The organism is Kribbella capetownensis (assembly GCF_004331485.1).
GTDB lineage: Bacteria > Actinomycetota > Actinomycetes > Propionibacteriales > Kribbellaceae > Kribbella > Kribbella capetownensis.
This window is the reverse complement of the sequence record NZ_SJKD01000005.1, coordinates 661546-681483: the sequence shown is the minus strand read 5'-3', so window position 1 is coordinate 681483 and position 19938 is coordinate 661546. Positions and strand designations below refer to the sequence as shown.

The 19938-nt window shown below is 66.8% G+C and carries 20 protein-coding genes, 1 tRNA gene and 2 pseudogenes; 9 read left to right on the top strand and 14 right to left on the bottom strand.

Annotated features, from left to right (window positions below):
- Positions 1-33: 33 nt before the first annotated feature.
- The 8 genes and pseudogenes from E0H75_RS24890 to E0H75_RS24855 all read right to left on the bottom strand — a co-directional run bounded on the left by E0H75_RS24890 (position 34) and on the right by E0H75_RS24855 (position 7046).
- Positions 34-339 (bottom strand): NUDIX domain-containing protein, encoded by a 306-nt coding sequence (locus E0H75_RS24890; RefSeq protein WP_238163247.1) that lies wholly within the window; start codon positions 337-339, stop codon positions 34-36.
- Positions 336-1598, bottom strand: a pseudogene (locus tag E0H75_RS24885) (helix-turn-helix domain-containing protein); the annotation flags it as partial. The gene E0H75_RS24890 and the pseudogene E0H75_RS24885, both read right to left, overlap by 4 nt.
- A gap of 371 nt (positions 1599-1969) precedes the next feature.
- Positions 1970-3218 (bottom strand): annotated as a pseudogene (locus E0H75_RS24880) (IS256 family transposase).
- A gap of 524 nt (positions 3219-3742) precedes the next feature.
- Positions 3743-4069 carry a hypothetical protein gene (locus tag E0H75_RS24875; protein ID WP_131516021.1) on the bottom strand — a complete coding sequence of 109 codons (327 nt, stop codon included), beginning with the start codon at positions 4067-4069 and terminating at the stop codon, positions 3743-3745.
- 121 nt (positions 4070-4190) lie between these two features.
- Positions 4191-5318, bottom strand: coding sequence for a methyltransferase domain-containing protein (locus E0H75_RS24870; protein WP_165554003.1), 1128 nt, complete (start codon positions 5316-5318; stop codon positions 4191-4193).
- A gap of 4 nt (positions 5319-5322) precedes the next feature.
- Positions 5323-6270: an ATP-grasp ribosomal peptide maturase gene (tgmB, locus tag E0H75_RS24865; RefSeq protein WP_131516019.1), complete on the bottom strand. Its 948-nt coding sequence runs from the start codon at positions 6268-6270 to the stop codon at positions 5323-5325.
- A 2-nt stretch (positions 6271-6272) separates the two neighbouring features.
- Entirely contained in the window at positions 6273-6503 is a 231-nt protein-coding gene (gene tgmA, locus E0H75_RS24860; protein ID WP_131516018.1) for a putative ATP-grasp-modified RiPP, read from the bottom strand.
- A gap of 270 nt (positions 6504-6773) precedes the next feature.
- Positions 6774-7046: a hypothetical protein gene (locus E0H75_RS24855; RefSeq protein ID WP_131516017.1), complete on the bottom strand. Its 273-nt coding sequence runs from the start codon at positions 7044-7046 to the stop codon at positions 6774-6776.
- Between the two features lie 149 nt (positions 7047-7195).
- Here E0H75_RS24855 and E0H75_RS24850 point away from each other — a divergent pair, with 149 nt between their 5' ends.
- The 3 genes from E0H75_RS24850 (at position 7196) to E0H75_RS24840 (ending at position 10984) form a co-directional block, all read left to right on the top strand.
- On the top strand, positions 7196-8446 hold the full coding sequence (locus E0H75_RS24850; protein ID WP_202873145.1) for a helix-turn-helix transcriptional regulator: 1251 nt from the start codon (positions 7196-7198) through the stop codon (positions 8444-8446).
- The gene (locus E0H75_RS24845) at positions 8443-9000 is read left to right on the top strand and encodes a GNAT family N-acetyltransferase (protein ID WP_131516016.1); all 558 of its coding nucleotides are present in this window, start codon (positions 8443-8445) and stop codon (positions 8998-9000) included. Before E0H75_RS24850 ends, E0H75_RS24845 begins: the two co-directional genes overlap by 4 nt.
- Positions 9001-9223: 223 nt before the next feature.
- A complete protein-coding gene (locus tag E0H75_RS24840; protein ID WP_202873144.1) occupies positions 9224-10984 on the top strand; it encodes a recombinase family protein in 1761 nt (586 codons plus the stop codon).
- Here the strand turns inward: E0H75_RS24840 and E0H75_RS24835 are convergent.
- Positions 10966-11051, bottom strand: a tRNA-Leu gene (locus E0H75_RS24835). The two genes, E0H75_RS24840 and E0H75_RS24835, sit on opposite strands and share 19 nt — an antisense overlap.
- Positions 11052-11202: 151 nt before the next feature.
- Between E0H75_RS24835 and E0H75_RS24830 the strand changes: the two genes are divergently transcribed.
- Genes E0H75_RS24830 through E0H75_RS24820 form a run of 3 tightly spaced genes read left to right on the top strand, consistent with a single transcriptional unit; the run spans position 11203 to position 13870 of the window.
- Positions 11203-12012: a maleylpyruvate isomerase family mycothiol-dependent enzyme gene (locus E0H75_RS24830; RefSeq protein WP_238163246.1), complete on the top strand. Its 810-nt coding sequence runs from the start codon at positions 11203-11205 to the stop codon at positions 12010-12012.
- 11 nt (positions 12013-12023) lie between these two features.
- Positions 12024-12512: a VOC family protein gene (locus tag E0H75_RS24825; RefSeq protein WP_131516015.1), complete on the top strand. Its 489-nt coding sequence runs from the start codon at positions 12024-12026 to the stop codon at positions 12510-12512.
- Between the two features lie 26 nt (positions 12513-12538).
- On the top strand, positions 12539-13870 hold the full coding sequence (locus E0H75_RS24820) for a M20/M25/M40 family metallo-hydrolase (protein ID WP_131516014.1): 1332 nt from the start codon (positions 12539-12541) through the stop codon (positions 13868-13870).
- Here the strand turns inward: E0H75_RS24820 and E0H75_RS24815 are convergent.
- Both E0H75_RS24815 and E0H75_RS24810 read right to left on the bottom strand, forming a co-directional pair.
- Complete coding sequence (locus tag E0H75_RS24815) at positions 13823-14458, bottom strand: lysoplasmalogenase family protein (protein WP_131516013.1); 636 nt, start codon at positions 14456-14458, stop codon at positions 13823-13825. The two genes, E0H75_RS24820 and E0H75_RS24815, sit on opposite strands and share 48 nt — an antisense overlap.
- A 42-nt stretch (positions 14459-14500) precedes the next feature.
- The gene (locus E0H75_RS24810; protein WP_131516012.1) at positions 14501-15361 is read right to left on the bottom strand and encodes a LysR family transcriptional regulator; all 861 of its coding nucleotides are present in this window, start codon (positions 15359-15361) and stop codon (positions 14501-14503) included.
- Positions 15362-15434: 73 nt separating this feature from the next.
- On the opposite strand from E0H75_RS24810, the gene E0H75_RS24805 reads away from it, so the two are divergent.
- Together E0H75_RS24805 and E0H75_RS24800 are read left to right on the top strand one after the other, a co-directional pair.
- A complete protein-coding gene (locus tag E0H75_RS24805; protein ID WP_131516011.1) occupies positions 15435-16640 on the top strand; it encodes an MFS transporter in 1206 nt (401 codons plus the stop codon).
- A complete protein-coding gene (locus tag E0H75_RS24800) occupies positions 16600-17340 on the top strand; it encodes an N-acetyltransferase (RefSeq protein ID WP_131516010.1) in 741 nt (246 codons plus the stop codon). The genes E0H75_RS24805 and E0H75_RS24800 overlap by 41 nt, the downstream gene beginning before the upstream one ends.
- 3 nt (positions 17341-17343) lie before the next feature.
- On the opposite strand, the gene E0H75_RS24795 is transcribed toward E0H75_RS24800, so the two are convergent.
- Genes E0H75_RS24795 through E0H75_RS24785 form a run of 3 tightly spaced genes read right to left on the bottom strand, consistent with a single transcriptional unit; the run spans position 17344 to position 19416 of the window.
- Positions 17344-18162, bottom strand: coding sequence for an ABC transporter permease (locus E0H75_RS24795; RefSeq protein ID WP_131516009.1), 819 nt, complete (start codon positions 18160-18162; stop codon positions 17344-17346).
- Entirely contained in the window at positions 18122-18949 is an 828-nt protein-coding gene (locus E0H75_RS24790; RefSeq protein ID WP_131516008.1) for an ABC transporter ATP-binding protein, read from the bottom strand. The genes E0H75_RS24795 and E0H75_RS24790 overlap by 41 nt, the downstream gene beginning before the upstream one ends.
- Complete coding sequence (locus tag E0H75_RS24785) at positions 18946-19416, bottom strand: MarR family winged helix-turn-helix transcriptional regulator (RefSeq protein ID WP_131516007.1); 471 nt, start codon at positions 19414-19416, stop codon at positions 18946-18948. The genes E0H75_RS24790 and E0H75_RS24785 overlap by 4 nt, the downstream gene beginning before the upstream one ends.
- 96 nt (positions 19417-19512) lie before the next feature.
- Here E0H75_RS24785 and E0H75_RS24780 point away from each other — a divergent pair, with 96 nt between their 5' ends.
- Positions 19513-19932, top strand: a complete 420-nt coding sequence (locus E0H75_RS24780; RefSeq protein WP_131516006.1) for an ester cyclase — start codon at positions 19513-19515, stop codon at positions 19930-19932.
- Positions 19933-19938: the final 6 nt, after the last annotated feature.

Below are 19938 nucleotides of genomic sequence, written 5' to 3'. Positions count from 1 at the left end.
CGGCAAGCTCACACCCATCGAGTTTGAGATGATTCAACCGGTCGCACTCGCGGCCTGAACCACCACACCCCGCGAGTCAACTAATCCCGGGGCAGTCCCGAGTTCCTCAGACGGCTCGCGGATGAGGCCGTCGATTGGTGGTTCGTTGGCCTCGATCATGCCGCCGGGCAGGTCCCAGTCGGGCTTGTAGTCCGGGTCGACGACGAGGATGCGGCCTTCGCTGTCGTAGAGGATCGCATCCGCGCCGACCCGCTTCCTCGCCTGCTTGGCGTTTCCCTCGGCGAGGTGCTTCAGCCAGGCTTCCGGGTCGCGGCGGTAGAGCGGTTCGTCTGTGCTCATCGTGCTGACGCCAGCGTCTCGAACGCGCCTGAGGCAATCCATTGCTGGAGCCAGGTACGTTGGCGCACGGCGTCGTTCAGGAGTCGTCTGGTGTCGCCAACCGCGGGAAGTTCGGCGTACGGCGCGAGCTGATTGTGGATCTCCTGGAGTTTCTGAAGGACCAGGTGCGAGCCGAGCGACTGGGTGGTCTCGATCACCTCACATGCGATGCGGCGTGCCTCGATCGGTTCACCCTGGTCGATCAACGCGGCGATCAGGAACATCTGTCCGAGCGCCCGGCTCCGGGTTCGATCCGGTGGCCGGAGTTCAAGGACGCGGTGTGCATGCGCTTGTGTCTCCGCCGGCCTTCCAAGTTGCCGCGTGCATCGAGCGGCCTCGCTGGCCAAACTGCCGGAATCGAATCGGTTGACCCATTCGGACGGGGCTTCCTCGCGGGTTCCGTCGAGCGCTGACTCGGCTCGCCCGAGCAGCCTTCGGGTTTCCCGTTCGTCTCCGAGCGCAGCTCGTCCGCGCGCTTGCATGGCGAGAATTCGAGCCATGAGTTCCGGATTCGCCGGGCCTTCAGCCAGCGAGTTCTGTCCCATCTCGGCGAAATGGATCGCGCCGTGATGGTCTGCGCGGTGATGTGCAAGATGGCTGAGACTCGCAAGGACGTGGACTCCGAGTTGGCGATCCTGGCCGGCCTTGGAGAGGTGGAAAGCGCGAAGGAAGTGGCTGTGCGCACGGTCGTCGCGGCCGGCGTCGTGGGCCATCCAACCGGCCATTTCGGTCAGCCCTGCCGCGGCTGTGAACACCGTGGGGTCCTCGACCACGACGTCACCACCGAAGAGCCGCGGACCTACCTGCGTGTGCAGATACTTGACTACTGCGGCATACAGATGACCGCCGCCGACCTGCCGGTCCGCAGATCGGAACGATTGCATCGCCAAGGTGTCAGGGCCGTCGGTGCGTGGTCGAAGCGCGACTGCCGTGTTCTGCCGGTGAGGATGATTGGCTTGCGGCCGGGCAACGTCCCTCGCAGTTGATTGGTCAGCAGTCGGCGCGTTGTTCTCCTGTTCGAGGCCTTGCAGGCGTGCGGCGAACCGCGACCGTTCGTCCTCGCTCGCTGCTGCGAGGAGTGTGTCAAGACCTTCCTGGTTGATCGGTCTCGGGCGAATGCGCACTCCGCAGGCTTCCCAGCGGGAGACCATTCGCTCGCTCACGCCGATGCGCTCGGCGAACTCGCGAATGCTGAGGCGCTGCGACTCGCGCAGCGCCCTTACCTCGCGGCCGGACCAGACCTGGACATCACGGCCTCAGTCTCCCACTGCCGGACTTGCGTCACTACTCGAGCTGGTTCGGTGGAAGGTCAGTGCTGCGTCAGCCGCAATCCATGGTGCGTGCTGTGCGGTCTGCTCCACGCTTATCCGTACCGAGCAACAGCCGGATCGGGCACCGAACACCAACGGGGTTAGAGACAGATGCGAGTGGCCTTCGGATACTTCAAGAAGCACTTCATGAGCGATCCTGAGATCGCGGCGCGCAGAAGAGCGATCGTCGATTGGGCCGGAGCGAACGATTGTGTGCTTATCGCGATCGGTCAAGTCCATCCGCGTGGTGTGCGGTCGTGTCGCGTGATCCTTTGGGTTGGTTAGGCGCTGAGCGCCTTGAGGTCGGTGTCGGGTGTCACGTCCTCGGTGGCGGAGGTAGCGTCGGTGATGACGGTGAGGCGGGCCTTGGCGAGGACGTCGAGGCCGAGATAGCGGCGGCCTTCGATCCAGTCGTCGTGCTGCTCGGCCAGCACGGCGCCGACGAGCCGGACGAGGGCGTCTCGGGCGGGGAAGATGCCGACCACGTCGGTGCGGCGGCGGATCTCGCGGTTCAGCCGTTCTTGTGGGTTATTCGACCAGATCTGGCGCCAGATCTCCTTCGGGAACACGGTGAACGCGAGCACGTCGGCGCGTGCCGCCTCGAGGTGATCGACCACCGCCGGCAGCTTGTCGGCCAGCGCGTCCAGGACCCGGTCGAACTGCTCGTGCACCGACTGGGCGTCGGGCTGGTCGTAGACCGAGTGCAGCAGCGTCTTCACCCACGGCCAGGACGCCTTCGGGGTCACCGACATCAGGTTGGCGGCATAGTGGGTGCGGCAGCGTTGCCAGCTGGCACCGGGCAGGGTGGCGCCGATCGCCGCGGTGAGGCCGCTGTGGGCGTCGCTGGTGACGAGGCGGACCCCGGTCAGGCCGCGGGCGGTCAGGTCGCGCAGGAACGCCAGCCAGCCGGCGCCGTCTTCGGCCGAAGTTACTTGCAGGCCAAGGATTTCGCGGTGCCCGTCGCCGTTGACGCCGGTCGCGACGAGCGCGTGCACGCTGACCACCCGGCCGCCTTCTCGCACCTTCAACACGAGTGCGTCCGCGGCCACGAACGTGTACGGACCCTGGTCCAGCGGCCGGGTCCGGAACTGCTCCACGGCCTCGTCGAGCTCACGCGCCATGACGCTGACCTGCGACTTGGACAGCCGCGTGATGCCGAGGGTCTCGACCAGCTTCTCCATCCGCCGCGTCGACACCCCAAGTAGGTAGCAGGTCGCCACCACCGTGGTCAGCGCCCGCTCCGCGCGACGGCGCCGTTCCAGCAGCCAGTCCGGGAAGTACGACCCCGACCGCAGCTTCGGGATCGCCACGTCCAGGGTGCCGGCCCGAGTCGCGGTGCCGGTACCCGTTGCGCTGGTTGGTCCGCTCCGGGCTCGGCACGCCGTACGGGGCGCCGCAGATCGCGTCGGCCTCCGCGCCCGTCAACGCGTCGATGAACGTGGTGAGCATGTCACGCAACAGATCCGGCGACGCGGTCGCCAGCTGGCCGTGCAGGAACCGGGCAGGGTCGATACTGGTGTTTGCGGTCATCGCGTAGTTCTCCTTCAGAAGCACTGTGAGAGGTCTTCCAAAGGATCACGCGATGACCGCCTCCATGCGCCTACGCCACGCCCGTCAGCCGGGCCCGCCGTACACCACTCTGCTGGACGCCACTTCGCGATCTTCATCGATGAGTTGGAGTCTGCGCCAGCAGAACTACACAAGGCGCTCGCTGCCGTGTTGGAGGTCGACGAGGGCGCTCTGATCCTGCCAAACCTCTTGCATCTGGCATCGAGCGGAAATCCGCTCGAGCTTCGCCAGCACTTCCTGGCCAGCCACATCGAAGTCCTGTTGTCAGAGATTCCCAAGCAGGCGGGGCGAGTGTGCTGAGAAGGGCTCTCCTCCTCAATGGCCTGCACTCCGCGCCTGTTCCGCCCTCCATCAGAGCCTCGCCGCTGAATCTCCTCACGGATCAGGGTCGAGGATCTGAGCTTGGTCCGGTTGGTGCTGACACCCTCTCAGCGCCAATCGGACCGGTGCATCTCTGGAACATCCGTTTGTGCGGCAGCCAAGATTCAGGTCCTCCTGTGGTATGGATTGCGAGCCGACACCAGCAGCATCTGCGCGCGGCCCAGGGCCTCTCGGAGCGTTGCGTTGGCGCGCCGAAGCTCGGTGACTTCGTGCTGCAGTCGGCCGACCTCCTCGATCAGCGTGCGTACGATTTCGGCTTCGCTTGCCTGGGCTGAGCGGACGCGGCGACGACCTCGCCAGTGGCGGAGACGGCAGAGATCCGAGCAGAAGCGTTGGTCGGATCTGGCCGCGATATAGGTGGCGCCGCAGTGTTGACAGACGTGCTGGCGGGCGGTCGAATCGTGCCCCAGCGGCAGTGGAAGATCGTCCATAATCACTCAACGTCTGTCCCAGAAGGTGGCGGAATTCTCGTTTCAAATCGCTGACACGCCTCAGGTGCCAGATGTGTGGCGGGATTGATCTTGACGTGTCGGCGTTGTGGTCCGCGTCTGGTCAGAGTTCGAGTGTCCAAGTGCCGTCAGGGCTGATGAGGGCGTTGCGGTCGGCGGCGAGTTCGACGGTCATGGTGTGGAGTGGGAAGCGGCTGGCGGACGTCCACCTGGCTCGGACGCGTTCCAGGTCGTCCCACAGTCGGTGTGGACCGCTTTGATGGACAGTCATGGTCTCGCTGTTGGCGCGTGCCCAGGATCCGTCGGCTGCTAGGAGCCACATGATTTGCGTGCCGCCGTCGCGTCTTGCGGAGCGATTCTCGATGTCGGGGGTATCGAGTTCGTAGAGGCAGCGCAGTTGCCAGTCGTCCCATACGTCGGGGAGTGGGCCAGTCAGTTGGCGAGTCTCGTCGCCTGGCTGGTCGCGGGCGGCGTCGTACACCTGGTCGAGGCGGGCCGGGTAGTCGGTTTCGTGGCGGGTGCGCATGAAGGTGGCTGGGTCTGGTTGGACGCGGCCGCGGACTACTCCGTCTGCGTGTTTGTCGGCGTTGATCAGGAGCGAGGTGCCGGTGATGGTGGCGACGATCTTGCCGCCGGGGCGGAGAGCGTCAAGCCATGCCGGTGGGATGGGGCGGACGGAGACAGTGGCCAGGATTCGGTCGTAGTCGGCGCCCGGTAGCGAGCCGGTGGCGTCGGCGACCTCAAAGCGTGGAGTTCGGCCGAAGTTGGCGAGGCGTTCGCGGGCGATGTCGACGAGGTACGGGTCAACGTCGATGCTGGTGACGTGGTTGTCGCCAAGGCAATGTGCGAGGAGAGCGGCGGAGTAGCCGGAGCCGGTGCCGACGTCGAGCACCTGATCGTGTTCGTGCGGGTCGAGCAGGTGGACGATCAAGCCGGGCAGGGTCGAGGACGACGTCGGGAGACCCGTTGGACGATCGGATAGGTCGGCGCCGTCGGCGTGGAGTGAGCCGACGCGGGTCACTAGCGTCTCGTCGGCGTAGACCTCGGCCCATGGGTGATCCGGCTGCGGCGTACGGAGTCCCCAGGCGAATGGGTAGCTGTCGGGGATCGGCTCCCACCACCTCGGCACCAGTTGGTGCCGAGGGGTGGAGCTCACCGAGTCGTACCACTCGGGTGCCGTTGCCGTGACCTCTTCGGCGAGCTTGCGAGCGGTGTCGGTCCATTCGGTCACGGGGTCAATCGTCCTTTCCTTGGAGGGCATCGGCCATTGCTTCGACCATCGGGACGTCGGCCCTGACGGCGAGCCAGTGCCATTGGCCGTTCGGGTTCACTTCGAAGAACACCCATCGACCGTCAGGAGTCACGGCGAAGTCGAGCGCTCCGAAGAACAGGCCCAGCTCGTCCATCAACAGCCGGACACCTTTCTCGACGTGGACCGGAAGCTCGATCGGACCGTAGGTGAGCGACGGGTAGTCGGTTCGCCAGTCCAGTTTGGCAGCCGGGCTCCCGGCATGGATCGCGACCGGGAACATCCGCTTCCCGATCACGGTCAGGCGTACTTCGCATTGCTTGGGCACTCGTTCCTGGAACAGATGTGCTGTGCCCGTGAGGCTCGTGTCGATCTCGGCGGTGCGCAGAACGGTGGTCGGCAGGTATCGATGACGCCGTTCGGCTGTGAGCACGCCGCCGCTGAGACCCTTGTAAATGACCTCGTCGGCTCCGATGAACTCCCGGGCATGGTCAGGATCGGAGGTGATGATCGTCCGCGGTACGTCGAGACCTGCGCGGGCTGCCACGGCAAGCTGAACCGGCTTGTAGTTGGCCGCCGAGTCCTTGGCCGGATGATTGATCCAACGCACCGGAAGCGAACCCAGTACGCCGAGAACTCCGACGCGCGCCTCAGATACTGCAAACGCTCGTGCCTCGTCCGGCCAGACGCCCGGCACGCTGAACTCGGCGGGACGTCGCCACCACACGGAGCTGATCGTCTGGAGGTCGATTGACCGTTCAGCTGTCAGCTGCCCCTCCCAGCCTTGCGTCCCGAGAGTGGCAGCTACACGAGACGCCTGCGGGAAGTCAGAGGTGTCGTACCGGACGACGGACGCCTTGCGCCGGGTCAGCTCGTCGATGACGGCGTCTGCGGTGAGGTCGTCGCGGCCGGTCAGCACCAGGACGGTGCCCATCGTCAGTAGTTGTCGGTGGAGTTGTCCGATCCGGGGCGCTGGCCGTCGGGGATCGGCGTTTCGGTGTTGGTTTCCGGCAGCGCGGCGGCAATCGCGTGGTACGGGTTGCCGGTTGCGGACACGTTGAGCTGAAGGTTGGCGCTGTAGGTCATCGGCAGTTCCATCGGTGCCTGGTCCGGCCCAGATGCCAGGTGACGGACTCCGAAGGGAACGGCGGTCATCTCGTTGCTCATGGTCTATCTCCATTGCCAGTAGGGGTTTGGAACGGCCGGCCCAGGACGGACTCGCTATCTCGTCCCGCGCCGGCCGGCTTGTGGGTTGCGGCGTCGGCGATCCGCTGACACCGCAGGTGTCGGCCCGGTAGGCCGCGGATCCGAAGGGTGGTGACGTGCGCGTACTGCTCCGCCAGTGCAGTCGGGGCGACGTGCTCTTCGATCAAGTAGTCGCCCAGCCACAGCTGCACGCGCCAGAGTTCCTGCTCGGCCATCGAACTGATCGGTCGCTCAGGCTGGGCAGTCGGAGTCGAGCCACGCCACGACGGTCGAACCGTTGTGGCCGTGTACTGCGAGGAGGGCGTCGAGGCCGTAGTCCCAGACGACGGTGGTGGCCCACTTTCCGCGCCACCGCAGCGCCACGGTCCCGTCGGACCACTCGACTCCCTCCGCAACATCGCCAGTGCCGCTGACACCGCTGACATCGACCATGCGGCGTAGTACGAACCGGCGTGGGCACGCGACAGTTCCGGCTGCGCGGTCGAGCTGTGCGTCGACTTCCATTCGAGTTCCCTTCGAGGTCCTTGATCCCCATCGAACGGCCTCTGGCTGCGGAACGTAAGGAAAGCGTGACTATCTGTCGATCGAGGCGAACCGGAAATTTCCGGGCAGAACGCTGTCGGTCGGTGACTCGCCGTACATATCGTTGGGCTGTGGAGGGAAACCAGGTCCTGAAGGCGCGTATGGCCGAGATCGGCCTGACCCAGGCCGAATTGGCTGAGGCGGTCAACGCTGATCTTCGGCGCGCGGGCTATGGGGGCACTGTCAGCGATCGAACGGTGCGGAATTGGCTGACCGGGAAGACTCGCTGGCCGCATCACCGCCAGCGCGATGCACTCTCCGCAGTCTTTGGCTGTCCGATCACGGATCTCGGGTTCGTCACTCCGGCCGAGCCTGCGCCTGTCCCGCGGCGGCGGTTCATCGGTACGTCCGCGGCGACAGTCATGGTCGCCGCTGGGGCGTCGACGCAGCGCGCTGGCCAGTCCCGGGTCGGCGCTGGGGACGTTGAGCGGCTGCTGTCCAAATTCGCCTTGATCGTCGCGAGCGATCATCAGTACGGCGGAAAGCTGACCATCGAGACCCAGGCGTCCGCGCTCGCGGGCGAAGCTCTGGCTCTCCAGGCGCGGGGGACTGCGAGTCAGCGCGTCCGAAGCGCGCTCTACAGCTGCGCAGCGTCATTTACCTCGAGCGCCATGTGGGCGGCCATCGACGGACGCCGGTTCGACACCGCCCAACGACACTTCGATCGCGCAGCAGGCCTGGCCACGATGTCAGGTGATCCGGCGATCCAATTCAGGATCTGGTCCCACGCGGGGAGCCTTTATCGCCACATGGCCAGGCCCGTCGACGCGTTGGCCGCCAACGACGTCGCGCGCCGGTTGCCGATCGCGAGACGAGATCCGATGTTCGCGTCTCTTGGCCATGCAAGACACGCGGCGATCCTGGGGCAAACTGGCGATCACCGCGCCGTACGTCAGGCGGTCGCGCATGCCGAGGACGCCTTAGGCAGATCTCGACCCAACGACGAGCGGCCGCTGTGGCTTAACGCCTTTTACGACCAGGCAGAGTTGGAGAATCTGGCTCTGGCCGGCTATCTGGCGCTCGGCGACTACGAGGTGGCTGAGGGCCATGCTCATCGGAGCCTCGCGCTTCTTCGGCCCGGCATGCGGCGTACACGATCTATAACGACCGCACGACTGGCGAAGGCTCAGCTCGGTCAAGGCGATCTGGAGGAGGCGGTTGCTACTGCGATGTCGATCCCGGTCGAGCCGACCGGTCTGCATCCGCGGATCAATTCGATGCTTCAAGACTTCGGCAGCACACTGCAGATCGCTGCACCATCCAGCGACCCGGCAACCGCCTGGGATCATTACGCACACGACTCACTGAGGAAGCTTCTGTGACCCCTGACGGCATTGGGCTGCGCCACTCGACCGTGATCGACGATGTGTGGAGCACGTTGATCGAGGTGTACGCCGACGTACGTGCGGATCAACTTCACCTTCCGAACTACTCGGTTGAGCGATTCGGAGAACAGCTCGCCCGGCACGGATCGGATCCCGGCTGGGAGGTTGTCATCGGCTACGACGCGGACATGCCGGTGGGGTTTGCGTACGCGAACACGCTCACGCTCGACGACCGCTGGTGGCGCCGGATGACCACCCCGCTTCCCGACGGATGCACCGAGACGTCGACGGTCGCGGTGAAAGAGATCATGCTGCGCAAGCAGTGGCGGGGTCAGGGGATCGCCTTGCTGATCCACGACGAACTTCTCCGCGATCGACCCGAGGAGCAGGTCTCGTTGCTCGTCAACGCGCTGAACGGCGACGGGAAGGTCAAGGCGCTGTACGAGTCGTGGGGTTACGAGCCGATCAGCACGCAGCAGCCGTCGGTGGACGGCCCGGTCCTGACGGCCATGCTCCGCCGGACTCACCTTGGGGCCGAAGACGTCGAGTAGCGTTGAGAACCTTTGCTTACTGTGCGTAGCTCATGCGTTGAGCAGGCATGGAGAAGCCAGATGTGGACGGCGTGGGTGAGGATCCGCAGATTGGGTTGAGGCTGCCGGGCAGGTCGCCGGTGCTCTATCCACAGGCTGCTCGGGTGTTGCGCCGGATCGTTCTTCGACTGGCACGGTCGAAGCGGGGGACCGGTGGCGATTGCCAGTCGGACGAGAAGGCATCTTGAGCGGCGACGAGTGGGAGACGCTGGACGAGCTGCTGGGTTTGGAGGCTCTGGCAGCCGGGCCGGTCGGTGGGGACGGAGTCGGGCGGTTGGCGTTCTATGGGCGGTGCTCGACTGAGGACAACCAGGATCCGCGGACCTCGCTGGCATGGCAGATGGGGGAGGCGACTCGATTCGTTGAGCCGCTCGGCGGCCAGATCGTCGAGCAGTTCTTCGACGTCGGGCAGTCTCGGTCGCTGCCGTGGGAGCGTCGCGGCGAGGCCGGCAGGTTGCTGCAGGAGTTGAAGAATCCGCAGCGTGGCTGGGATGGGTTAGTTGTGGGCGAGGCGACTCGTTGTTGGTACAGCAATCAGTTCAGCTTGACCTGGCCGAAGTTCCATCGGTACGGCGTCTCGCTGTGGATCCCGAGTCTCGGTGGGCAGTTCGATCCCGAGAACACGGTGCACGACATGGCGATGACGATCACGGGTGGGTTGTCGAAGTCCGAGCGGCAGCACGTGCAGCGGCGGGTTCGGGCTGCGATGGCGGCGCAGGTTGTGATGGATGGGCGATACCAGGGTGGTCGAGCGCCGTACGGGTATGTGGTCGTCGACGCCGGGCCGCATCCGAATCCGCGCAAGGCGCAAGAGGGCTACCGGCTCCGCGTGCTCGCCGTCGACGAGGATGCAGCGGCGGTTGTCGAGCGAATGTTCGAGCTCTATCTCGGTGGACTGGGGCTGAAGTCGATAGCCGAGACGCTGAACGTTGAAGGTGTGCCTTGCCCGTCGGCTCACACGCCTCAGCAGAACAGGCATCGGAAAGGCGACGGCTGGCAGCACAGCACGGTGAAGGCGATCCTCGAGAATCCGCGGTACACGGGTTTCGCCATCTACGGCCGGTGGCGAAAGGTCGAGGAGTTACTGGATCCCGAGGATGTGGCGGCAGGACACGTTGTGCGGTTCCGGCGTTCGCCGCAGTCGAAGATCGTACGGTCGCGCGAGCCGGCGCACCCCGCGATCGTGTCCGTCGACGTCTTCACGCGGGTTCAGTTGGAGATCCGTGCCCGTCGAGGTGCGGATATGGCGGCCCGGGCGTCCCAGCCCCGGACGCTGGTCGGGCCGAAGTCGGCGTACCTCTTTAGAGGAGCGATTTGCTGTGAGACGTGCGGGCGCAAGATGGAGGGTGCTCGGCGCAAGCATGCGGTGTTCTACAGGTGTGCTGCGAGGACGCTGGTCCCGGGATCGAGCGCAGCCTTAGGCCATCCGCCGACCGTCTACGTCCGCGAGGATCAGCTCTCCCATGGCGTGAATGAATGGATCGCAGGTCTCTTCAGCCCCGACAATCTTGATGAGACTGTTGCAGTCCTCGTCGGCGCCCAGGACGTCGAGGATCCTACGGAGGCGACCGAACGAGTCTTCCGGGAACGGATCGCTGCAGCGGAAGCGAGCATGAATCGACTCCAGCGGGCGCTGGAGGCTGGCTGGGATCCGGAGACGCTCACTGGCCAATACAACGCGGCCGTTGCCGAGAAGAAGGCTGCATTGGCGGGACTTGAGGCGTTGGAGCCTGCCGAGCGTCTGAGTCCAGCGGACATCCACGCGATGATCGACGAACTCGGCGCCATGAAGACGGTGCTGGATCAAGCGGATCGAGCGGATCTGGCTGAGCTGTACGGCACCTTGGCCTTGGAAGTGTCCTATCACCACAAAACGCGGGTGGCTGATGTTTCCATCAGTCCAACGCCGCGTGTGGTTAGCATGCGTGTCCGAGGGGGGACTTGAACCCCCACGCCCTGTGAAGGGCACTAGCACCTCAAGCTAGCGCGTCTGCCTATTCCGCCACCCGGACGAGTGGTCGCACCGGGGACGGTGCTGACCGGAGAACAGTAGCAAAGACCACGGGTGGAATTCACATCGAGGCTGGCGGGGGTGTTGGAGGGGGTTGGGGGAGGCGTAGTTTGAAATTCAAGGAGTGGGTCGTGGGTGGGAGGTGTACGGGCGTGAGCGGCTGGAACGGGATGGTGTTCGAGGGCAAGGAGACGTTGCTCGGGGTGGTGCGGGCGGAGGCCGGGCGGTTCTTCGAGATGGTGGACAGCGACGACGTCTGGGAGGCGCCGACCGGGGCCGGGCACTGGCAGGTGCGGGACGTGGTGGCGCACATCGCGGACACCACCGAGGCGTACTTCGTCGCGTTCGATGCCGCCCGGGCGCATGAGGAAGTGCCGGCGGCGTACGGGCTCCCGGGGATGGCTGAGCGGGTGGACAAGCAGGCGCTGGCGCTGCGGTCCGTGCCGCGGGCGGAGTTGGTCGAGCGGTTGCGCGGGGACTTCGGCAAGATGATGGAGATCTTCGACGCGCTCGGGCCGGAGGAGTGGGGCGGGTTCAACGTGCCGCACTTCTACATGGGACCGCTGCCGTCCTTCTTCTTCCCCGCGTTCCAGTTGATGGACTACGGCGTCCACTCCTGGGACATCCGGCAGGGGACCGGCCGCGCGCATGGGCTCTCGGGTGATGCGGCCGACCTGCTGGTGCCGTTCATGTTCGTGCTGTGGAAGTACACCACCGGCGCCAAGGATCCGTGCGAGCTCGGCATCCGGATCACCAGCGGCCCGAACGCCGGCGACACCCGCGTGAAGGTCGGCCCGGACGGGATGGACTACGAGCCCGGGAACGTCGACGGCCTGGCCACCGTGATCGAATTCGACCCGGGCAGTTTCGTGTTGACCGCGTTCGGCCGGAGCAACGCCGGTACGATCCGGGGCGATCGTGCGGTCGCCGACCGCTATCTCAACCTGTTCTTCCGGATCTGAGGGGGACCCCTATGACCGATATCGACCTGCCCGCGATCGAGGCCGAGCGCGACCGGATCAGGACGACGTACCTGAAGGAGGGCGGGACGAGTTCGGCCCGCGGGCTGCACCACGTCGCGCTCCTCTGCGCCGACGTCGAGCGCACCATCCGGTTCTACCAGGGCGTGCTGGAGTTCCCGCTCACGGAGATCGTCGGGAACCGCGACTACGAGGGCTCGAACCACTTCTTCTTCGACATCGGGCACGGGAACCTGCTCGCGTTCTTCGACTTCCCCGGCCTCGACCTCGGCCCGTACGCCGAAGTCCTCGGTGGACTGCACCACCTGGCGATCTCGGTCGAGCCGGGCAAGTGGGAGCGGCTCAAGCACAACCTGGACGCGGCAGGCGTGGAGTACCTCGAGGAGAGCGGTACGTCGATCTACTTCCGCGACCCCGACGGCGCGCGGATCGAGCTGATCGCAGACCCGCTGGGCGAGATGTACGGCCTCAAAGTGCTCTGACCAAGGGCGTGGGAGAGGATGGGCCCATGACTTCTCCGACTCCCACCGACCGTCCGTCGTACACCCCTGACGCCGAGGTGGTGGCGCTCTGCAGTGAGCTGATCCGCATCGACACCACGAACTACGGCAACGGCAAGAGCAACGGTGAGCGGGTCGCGGCCGAGTACGTCGCGGCGAAGCTGGACGAGGTCGGGATCGAGTCCACGATCTACGAGGCGGAGCCGGGCCGGGCCACGCTGGTGGCGCACTGGGAGGGTGAGGACCAGTCGGCCGATCCGCTGCTCGTGCACGGCCACCTGGACGTCGTACCGGCCGATCCGAAGGACTGGAAGGTCGACCCGTTCGCCGGTGAGATCTTCGACGGCTGCGTCTGGGGCCGCGGCGCGGTCGACATGAAGGACTTCGACGCGATGGTGCTGTCGGTGGTCCGGGCCCGGCAGCGGGCCGGAGTGAAGCCGCTGCGTCCGGTCCGGCTGGTCTTCACCGCCGACGAGGAGGCAGGCGGCGTGTACGGCGCGCAGTGGCTGATCAACAACCACCCGGACACGATCGCGGACTGCACCGAGGCCATCGGCGAGGTCGGTGGCTTCTCGGTCACGGTGCAGGACGACCTGCGGCTGTACCTGATCGAGACCGCCGAGAAGGGCATGAACTGGATGCGGCTCAAGACCCGCGGTACGGCGGGTCACGGGTCGATGGTGAACAACGACAACGCGGTCACCAACCTGGTCGAGGCCGTCACCCGGATCGGCAACCACGAGTGGCCGCTGCGGGTGACGCCGACCGTGCGGGAGTTCCTGAAGACGCTGGAGGACGTGCTCGGGATCGAGCTCGACCCCGACGACATGACCTCGACGCTGGCCAAGCTCGGCACGTTCAGCCGGATGTTCGGCGCGACCATCCGCAACACCACGAACCCGACGATGCTGAACGCCGGCTACAAGGTGAACGTGATCCCGGGCGACGCCGAGGCGCACATCGACGGGCGCTTCCTGCCGGGCTACGAGGACGAGTTCTACGCGACGCTCGACGAGCTGATCGGCGACAAGGTGCAGCGCGAGACCGTGGTCACGGACATTGCACTGGAGACGGAGTTCAGCGGCGGCTTGGTCGAGGCGATGAAGGCGTGCATCACGGCCGAGGACCCGCAGAGCCGGTTCGCTCCGCTGCTGATGTCGGGCGGCACCGACGCGAAGTCGTGGAGTCGGCTCGGGGTGCGTTGCTTCGGGTTCGTGCCGCTGCAGCTGCCGCCGGAGCTGGACTTCATGGGCATGTTCCACGGCATCGACGAGCGGGTGCCGACCTCGTCTCTAGAGTTCGGCTCTAGAGTGCTCGACCGGTTTCTCGACGAGGCCTGAGGTCAGTAGGTACTGGCCGACGGAGTACGTCGACATGCACAGCGCACCGCGGCCGGGGAAGTCGCGCCCAGCCAGGCGGAGAGCGATCAGCGCGTCCGAGACGAGAAAGAACGTGCCGCCCAGGCCGCTGCGCGGGTTGTGCCAGCGGGACGCGATGGCGGTTGCTGTGAGCAACAAGGCGTACGCCGCGACCGGGACGCGCTGGCTGCCGAGACTCGGCGCGAGCACCGCGACGAGTGCGGCCCACAGGGCGGCGTACGCCGCGACCACGCGCACGGACCGTTGTCCGGGATTGGCGAGGAAGACGGCCAGGTAGCAGGCATGGGCCGCGGCGAACGCGGCCATGCCGGCCAGTTGGAGGTCGGTCTCGAGCAGCAGGTCCCCGGCCGCGGAGGCCAGCAACGCCGCCTGCAGCAGCGGGGGAGCGTCCTGACTCCGGGACCACGTCCACAGCAGCGGCATCAGTGACACCTTGCTCGCCTGCTTGAGGATCTTGACGTCGAAGGCAACGGCCGCCACCTGCACGACCGTCGCACCCCAGAACGCCGTCAACCGCCGTCGCCCCCGCGCCAACCGCCCCAGGTTCATACCCCCGAGTCTGCCGCACTCCGGCTATCTCGAGGCCGTAGTTCACGACAAGTTCAACGTCGCCCGCAGATGGGGGAGGTAACGGATGAGCGGCTTGGGCGGAGTTGGAGTCGTGATCAGCGAGAGGGTGAGGCGGTAGCGGAAGGGCGCGGCGGTGAGGTGTTCGCCGGGGCGGAGCTCGGTGGCCAGGGCGCTGCGGGGGACAAGGGCCAGTTGGGAGCGCCGGCGAGCCATCGCCACGGTGGTGTTGAGGGTGACGCCGCGGCGGGGGAGCGCACCGAGTGCGACCAGGCGGGCGTGGATGTCCTCGGCCCCCCGGTCGTAGGTGGAGAACGGGATGTGGCGGTCTTTCAGCGGATGCTTTCCCCGGCCCGGCGGGCGGGCACCGGGTGGGACGAACAGGACGAGTTCGTCGCGGCCGACGCGGCGGGAGACGGCGCCGCGGGGGATTGTCATCTGGTCGGCGATCGCGATGAAGGCGGCGTCCATGGTGCCCTCGGCGATGCGTTCGACCAGGAAGTGGCCGTGGTCGACCTGCTGCTCGATGTCCAGGTCCGTCAGGTCGGCGTCCAGGATCGGGAACAGGATGGCCGCGATGCTGGCGAACGTGCCGACCACGAGTCGCTGACCGGTCGCGGCCGCTCGGGTGGCGTCGTACACCTCCTCGAGGTGGCCGAGGATGTGATCGGCCCGGCGGCTGAGCTCGGCGCCGGCGGAGGTCGGCCGAGCGCCGCGGGTGTCGCGCTCGAACAGCTTGGTGCCACACATGCGTTCGAGTCGGGCCAGTCGCTGGGATGCGGACGGTTGGGAGATGCGCAGTTCACGCGCGGCGGTGCCGACCGCGCCGGTCCGCACGATCGTCTGCACCAGCCGGAGGTCTTCGACCGACGGCAATGAGGCCATAGCTTCAGCCTATGGCAAGCACCAAGCATCGGATACCTACCGAGGGCAGCTGATACGTCAAAGAATCAAGGGTATGAGAGCGCGGACCGAGGCGCTGGCGCTACTCGCCGGCGGGGGAGTGGCGGACCTCGCGCTCCGGTTCACGCAGGTCGCGCTGCCGCTGGTCATCCTGCACGAGACGGGCTCGGTGGCCGCGACAGGTCTGGTCGGTGGTGCCGCCGGCGTACCAGTGCTGCTCTCGCCATGGTGGGCCCGCAGAGCCCGCCAGTGGGTCGACTCCGGCACCCGGCTGGCGGTCATCGCCGTAGTTCAGGCCGTCGCCTTGGCGATGGTGCCTGCAGCTGCGGCTCTCGACCTGCTCACCCCCGGGATCCTGATCGTCAGCGGCCTGCTGCTCGGTTGCGGTGAGGCGCTCGCCGGCCCGGGACGGTCGGCGCTCCTCGCAGACACGGGAGACCGCTGGGCCAAGGACAGGGCCGTCGTACTCCTCACCTGGCAGGACGGTCTCCGCAGGATCGGTATGACGGTCGGCCCGGTGATCGCAGCGTTCGCGGTGTCCGCCGGCGTGACCAACGGCCTGCTCTGGACCGAAGCAGCGGCGGTGCTCGGGTCGGGCCTCCTGGCCTGCACGGTGAAGGCCGAGCGCACGCCCGCCACCAGCGAGCCACCCTCGATCCGGACCAGCCTGAAGAGCCGTCGCGATGTGCTCTACGGATGGATCACCCGCGGCACCGGCTGCGTGACCTGGTTCGCGTTCACGCTCGGCCTGTCCGTGATCGGTGCCGAGAGGGACCAACCGGGCGTCTACCTGGCCGCCGGCATGACCGGGTACGGCGTCGGCTCGGTCATCGGCACCGCGATCTCGCTCGCCGTCGTACGCCGGATCCGGCCGGTACGGCTCGCCGCCTTCGCCTGGATGTGGATGGGCCTGTGCTGGATCGGCATGGGCCTGTGGAGCACGCCACCGGTGATCGCGGTGCTCGGAGCACTGGCGGGAGTCGCCGTCGTACTGGGCATCGCGGCGATCTCGATCCTGATCACCAGGTCGTCGGCGGGCGCCGAACGTAGGACGCTGTTGTCCGGGCAGACGGTCGTGGTGAACGCAGGGAGCTCGGCCGGGCTACTGATCGGCGGGCCGATCATCGCGGTCGCCGGAGCCGAGAGCACGCTCGTCGGTGCCGGACTGCTGACGGCAATTGTCGCGACAGCCGTCCTCGTGCGCTGTCAGACTGCCGAACATGTCGGAGATCGTGATCACCACCCTGGCCGCGCGGCCTGAGTACCTCGAGCGGATGTACGAGTTCGCCGACGCCTGGCCGGCGTTCATGCACAACGACCCGATCGGCAACGCGTTCATGGGTCAGGTACCGCGTCACTTCCCGGACCAGTGCATCGTCGCCACCGAGGACGGCGAACTGATCGCGCACGGCCGCAGCATCCCGTTCGTCTTCCCGGACGAGGATCGCACCGACCTGCCGACGGGCGGCTGGGACCGGGTCCTGCACTGGGGCTTCATGGACCTGCGCAACGGACGCGAGCCGAACGTCTCGAGCGCCTTGGAGATCCTGATCCGACCGACGCACCTGGGCCGAGGCCTGTCCCACGAGATGCTCCAGGCAATGCGTGCGGCCGTCAAAGCCAAGGGCCACACCGCCCTGTTCGCACCGGTCCGGCCGAACGCGAAGACGGACGCGCAGCTACCGATGACGGAGTACATCAAGCAGGTCAGGGAAGACGGTCTCCCGATGGATCCCTGGCTGCGGGTGCATGTGAAGGCCGGCGGGACGATCGTGCAGGTCGCGCCACGGTCGATGGTCATCGCAGGCAGCCTGGCCGAGTGGCGTGAGTGGACCGGCCTGCCGTTCGACAAGACCGGGGACGTGATCGTGCCCAAGGCGCTCGTGCCGGTGCACGTCGACGTCGAGCACGATCACGCGGTGTACGTCGAGCCCAACGTCTGGATCCGCCACGACCTCTAGTGATCAGCGGGCCAGCCGATGGAGCAGCGACGACGCCGCGCAGATCCCGGCCACCGCAGCCACGATGAGTACGCCGAAGTCCAGCCAGTAGTTCGTGGGCTGCCCGATCAGCAACCCGCGCAACGCGCCGACCTCGTACGTCAGCGGGTTCGCATGGCTCAACACCCGCAGCCACTCGGGCATCAGGCTGACCGGATACAGCGCGTTCGACGCGAAGAACAGCGGCATCGTGATCGCCTGCCCGATCCCCATCAGTCGATCGCGCCGCAGTACCAGACCCGCGATGGTCATCGACAGGCACGAGAAGAACGCCGCACCGAGGACGACCACGACGAGGACAGCCAGCAGCTTCAGCGGATTCCAGGTCATGCTGACGCCGAGCAGCGCGGCGACGATGATGACGACGATCGCCTGCGCGATGGTCCGTACGCCGGCCGCGAACGCCTTCCCGGCCACCAGTGCGGACCGCGGGCTGGGCGTGACCAGGAGTTTGGTGAGGATGCCCGCGTCGCGTTCCCAGATGATCTGGATGCCGTAGAAGATCGCGACGAACAGTGCGGACTGCGCAATGATGCCCGGCGCGAGGTAGTCCAGGTACGGCACGTCCCCGGTCGGGATCGCGCGGATCCGGCTGAAGGTCTGGCCGAAGATGACCAGCCACAGGATCGGCTGAATCGCGCGGGTGATGAGCTCGGTCCGGTCGTGCTTCAGCTTCTGCAACTCGACCAGGCAGAACGTGGCGATCCGGGAGAACAACCGGGTCGTGGCCCGGAGCCGGGTCTCAGCCCATGCGTTGGGCGGTGCGGCGGGTGCCACGGACATCGCGCAGGCCTCCCTTCTCTGCTGCGGCGAGGCTCTCGCCGGTGTGGTGGCGGAAGACGTCCTCCAGGCTGGCCTCAGGACCGAGCTCGGCCTTGAGATCGTCCGGAGACCCGACCGCGCGCAGCCGGCCGAGGTGCATCAAGGCGACCCGGTCGCACAGCAGGTCGGCCTCCTCCATGTAGTGCGTGGTCAGCAGCACGGTCATCCCGTACTTCTCCTGCATGTCCTGAACGCGGGCCCAAACGGAATCCCGCGCAACCGGGTCGAGCCCGACCGTCGGCTCGTCCAGCACGAGCAGCGCCGGCCGGTTGACCAGCGCCTGCGCGAGCTCCAGGCGGCGCACCATCCCGCCGGAGTACGTCGACGCCAGCCGGTCGGCGGCATCGGTCAGGTCGACGATCTCCAGCACTTCGGCGACCCGACCCGCTCGCTCGCGACGCGGTACGTCGAACAGGCGGGCGAACCAGGCCACATTCTCCCGGCCGGTCAACGCGCCCTCGATCGACAGCTGCTGCGGGACGTAGCCGAGCATCCGTCGTACGGCCATCGCCTCGGAACGCACGTTCAGCCCGAAGACCCGGACCGTGCCGGACTGTGGCGGGTACAGAGTGTTGAGCACCCGGAGCGTGGTCGTCTTACCCGCGCCGTTCGGACCGAGCAGGCCGAAGCACTCGCCGGGCGAGACGCTCAGATCCAGGCCGTCGACGGCCAGATGGTCGCCGAACCGGTGGCTCAACCCGTCGATCCGCACGGCCGGCACCGGCTCGATCGCCTCTTCCGCACTCATACGCGCTCCTTGCTCGGCTCGATCTCGGGGTGCAGCCGCTCAGCCAGTACGCCGAGAACCGGCAGCGCTGCGTGCAATGCCTCACGTTCGTCCCGCCCGAGGCCGTCGAGCGCCTGGGTGACGAGCGCAGTACGACGGTCGCGCCAGGCCTCGACCTGCTCGCGGGCAGGCTCGGTCAACGTCAGCCGGGCGACGCGCCGGTCGGACTCGTCCGGCGCCCGCCGCAGCAGCCCGCGCTCAGTGAGCTGTCCGACCAGGGTCGACACCGTGTTCGCGACCAGCCCCAGCTCGGCGGCGGCCTCGGCGACCGAGATGCCCGGGTTGCGGCGCACTGTCCGCACCAGCTCGGCCTGTGAGCTGGTCAGTGCCGACAGCGGCGAGGGCCTCCCGGCCGATCGGCGCAGGTGCCTGCGGACCAGCCCGATCGCGGCCAGCAACTCCTCGGCGAGGGCGTCGGTGGTGTTCACGCCTTCACGATACCTCTGTCGCAGAGATATTTCCGCGACACGAACCCCAACTAGTCGGGGTATGCCGGCCCCGGCGAGCTGCCGCAGCATCGAGGCATGAGTACGACAGAGAGCAACAAAGCCGTCGTCAGGGATTTCATCGACGGTCTGTTCACCAAGGGGGACTCGGGCGCGGTCGAGGCGTACCTCGCCGAGGACTTCATCAATCACGACCCGCCGTTCGGGGTCACGCCGGATCGCGAGGGGATGCGGGCGGCCGGCGACCAGATGCGCGCCGCGTTCCCGGACTGGCACAGCGAGTTGCACGCACTCGTTGCCGAGGGCGACATCGTGGTCGAACGCTTCACGGCCGCCGGGACGCACGAGGGCGAGGTGATGGGCGCCGGCCCGACCGGCAAGACGGTCAGCCTGCCCGGGATCAACATCTTCCGGCTGCGCGACGGCCGGATCGTCGAGCGCTGGGGCCGGCTGGACGAGCTCGGCTTCCTGCAGCAACTCGGCGTCGCACCGGCGTAGCATCAC

What these genes read in the sequence shown, in the direction of transcription:
- E0H75_RS24805 (WP_131516011.1), top strand. Translation starts at nt 15,435, where the DNA reads ATGAGAGCGCGGACCGAGGCGCTGGCGCTACTCGCCGGCGGGGGAGTG.
- E0H75_RS24890 (WP_238163247.1), bottom strand. Translation starts at nt 339, where the DNA reads ATGAGCACAGACGAACCGCTCTACCGCCGCGACCCGGAAGCCTGGCTG.
- E0H75_RS24875 (WP_131516021.1), bottom strand. Translation starts at nt 4,069, where the DNA reads ATGGACGATCTTCCACTGCCGCTGGGGCACGATTCGACCGCCCGCCAG.
- E0H75_RS24800 (WP_131516010.1), top strand. Translation starts at nt 16,600, where the DNA reads ATGTCGGAGATCGTGATCACCACCCTGGCCGCGCGGCCTGAGTACCTC.
- E0H75_RS24820 (WP_131516014.1), top strand. Translation starts at nt 12,539, where the DNA reads ATGACTTCTCCGACTCCCACCGACCGTCCGTCGTACACCCCTGACGCC.
- E0H75_RS24780 (WP_131516006.1), top strand. Translation starts at nt 19,513, where the DNA reads ATGAGTACGACAGAGAGCAACAAAGCCGTCGTCAGGGATTTCATCGAC.
- E0H75_RS24790 (WP_131516008.1), bottom strand. Translation starts at nt 18,949, where the DNA reads ATGAGTGCGGAAGAGGCGATCGAGCCGGTGCCGGCCGTGCGGATCGAC.
- E0H75_RS24795 (WP_131516009.1), bottom strand. Translation starts at nt 18,162, where the DNA reads ATGTCCGTGGCACCCGCCGCACCGCCCAACGCATGGGCTGAGACCCGG.
- E0H75_RS24855 (WP_131516017.1), bottom strand. Translation starts at nt 7,046, where the DNA reads ATGGAAGTCGACGCACAGCTCGACCGCGCAGCCGGAACTGTCGCGTGC.
- E0H75_RS24815 (WP_131516013.1), bottom strand. Translation starts at nt 14,458, where the DNA reads ATGAACCTGGGGCGGTTGGCGCGGGGGCGACGGCGGTTGACGGCGTTC.
- tgmA (WP_131516018.1), bottom strand. Translation starts at nt 6,503, where the DNA reads ATGAGCAACGAGATGACCGCCGTTCCCTTCGGAGTCCGTCACCTGGCA.
- tgmB (WP_131516019.1), bottom strand. Translation starts at nt 6,270, where the DNA reads ATGGGCACCGTCCTGGTGCTGACCGGCCGCGACGACCTCACCGCAGAC.
- E0H75_RS24810 (WP_131516012.1), bottom strand. Translation starts at nt 15,361, where the DNA reads ATGGCCTCATTGCCGTCGGTCGAAGACCTCCGGCTGGTGCAGACGATC.
- E0H75_RS24825 (WP_131516015.1), top strand. Translation starts at nt 12,024, where the DNA reads ATGACCGATATCGACCTGCCCGCGATCGAGGCCGAGCGCGACCGGATC.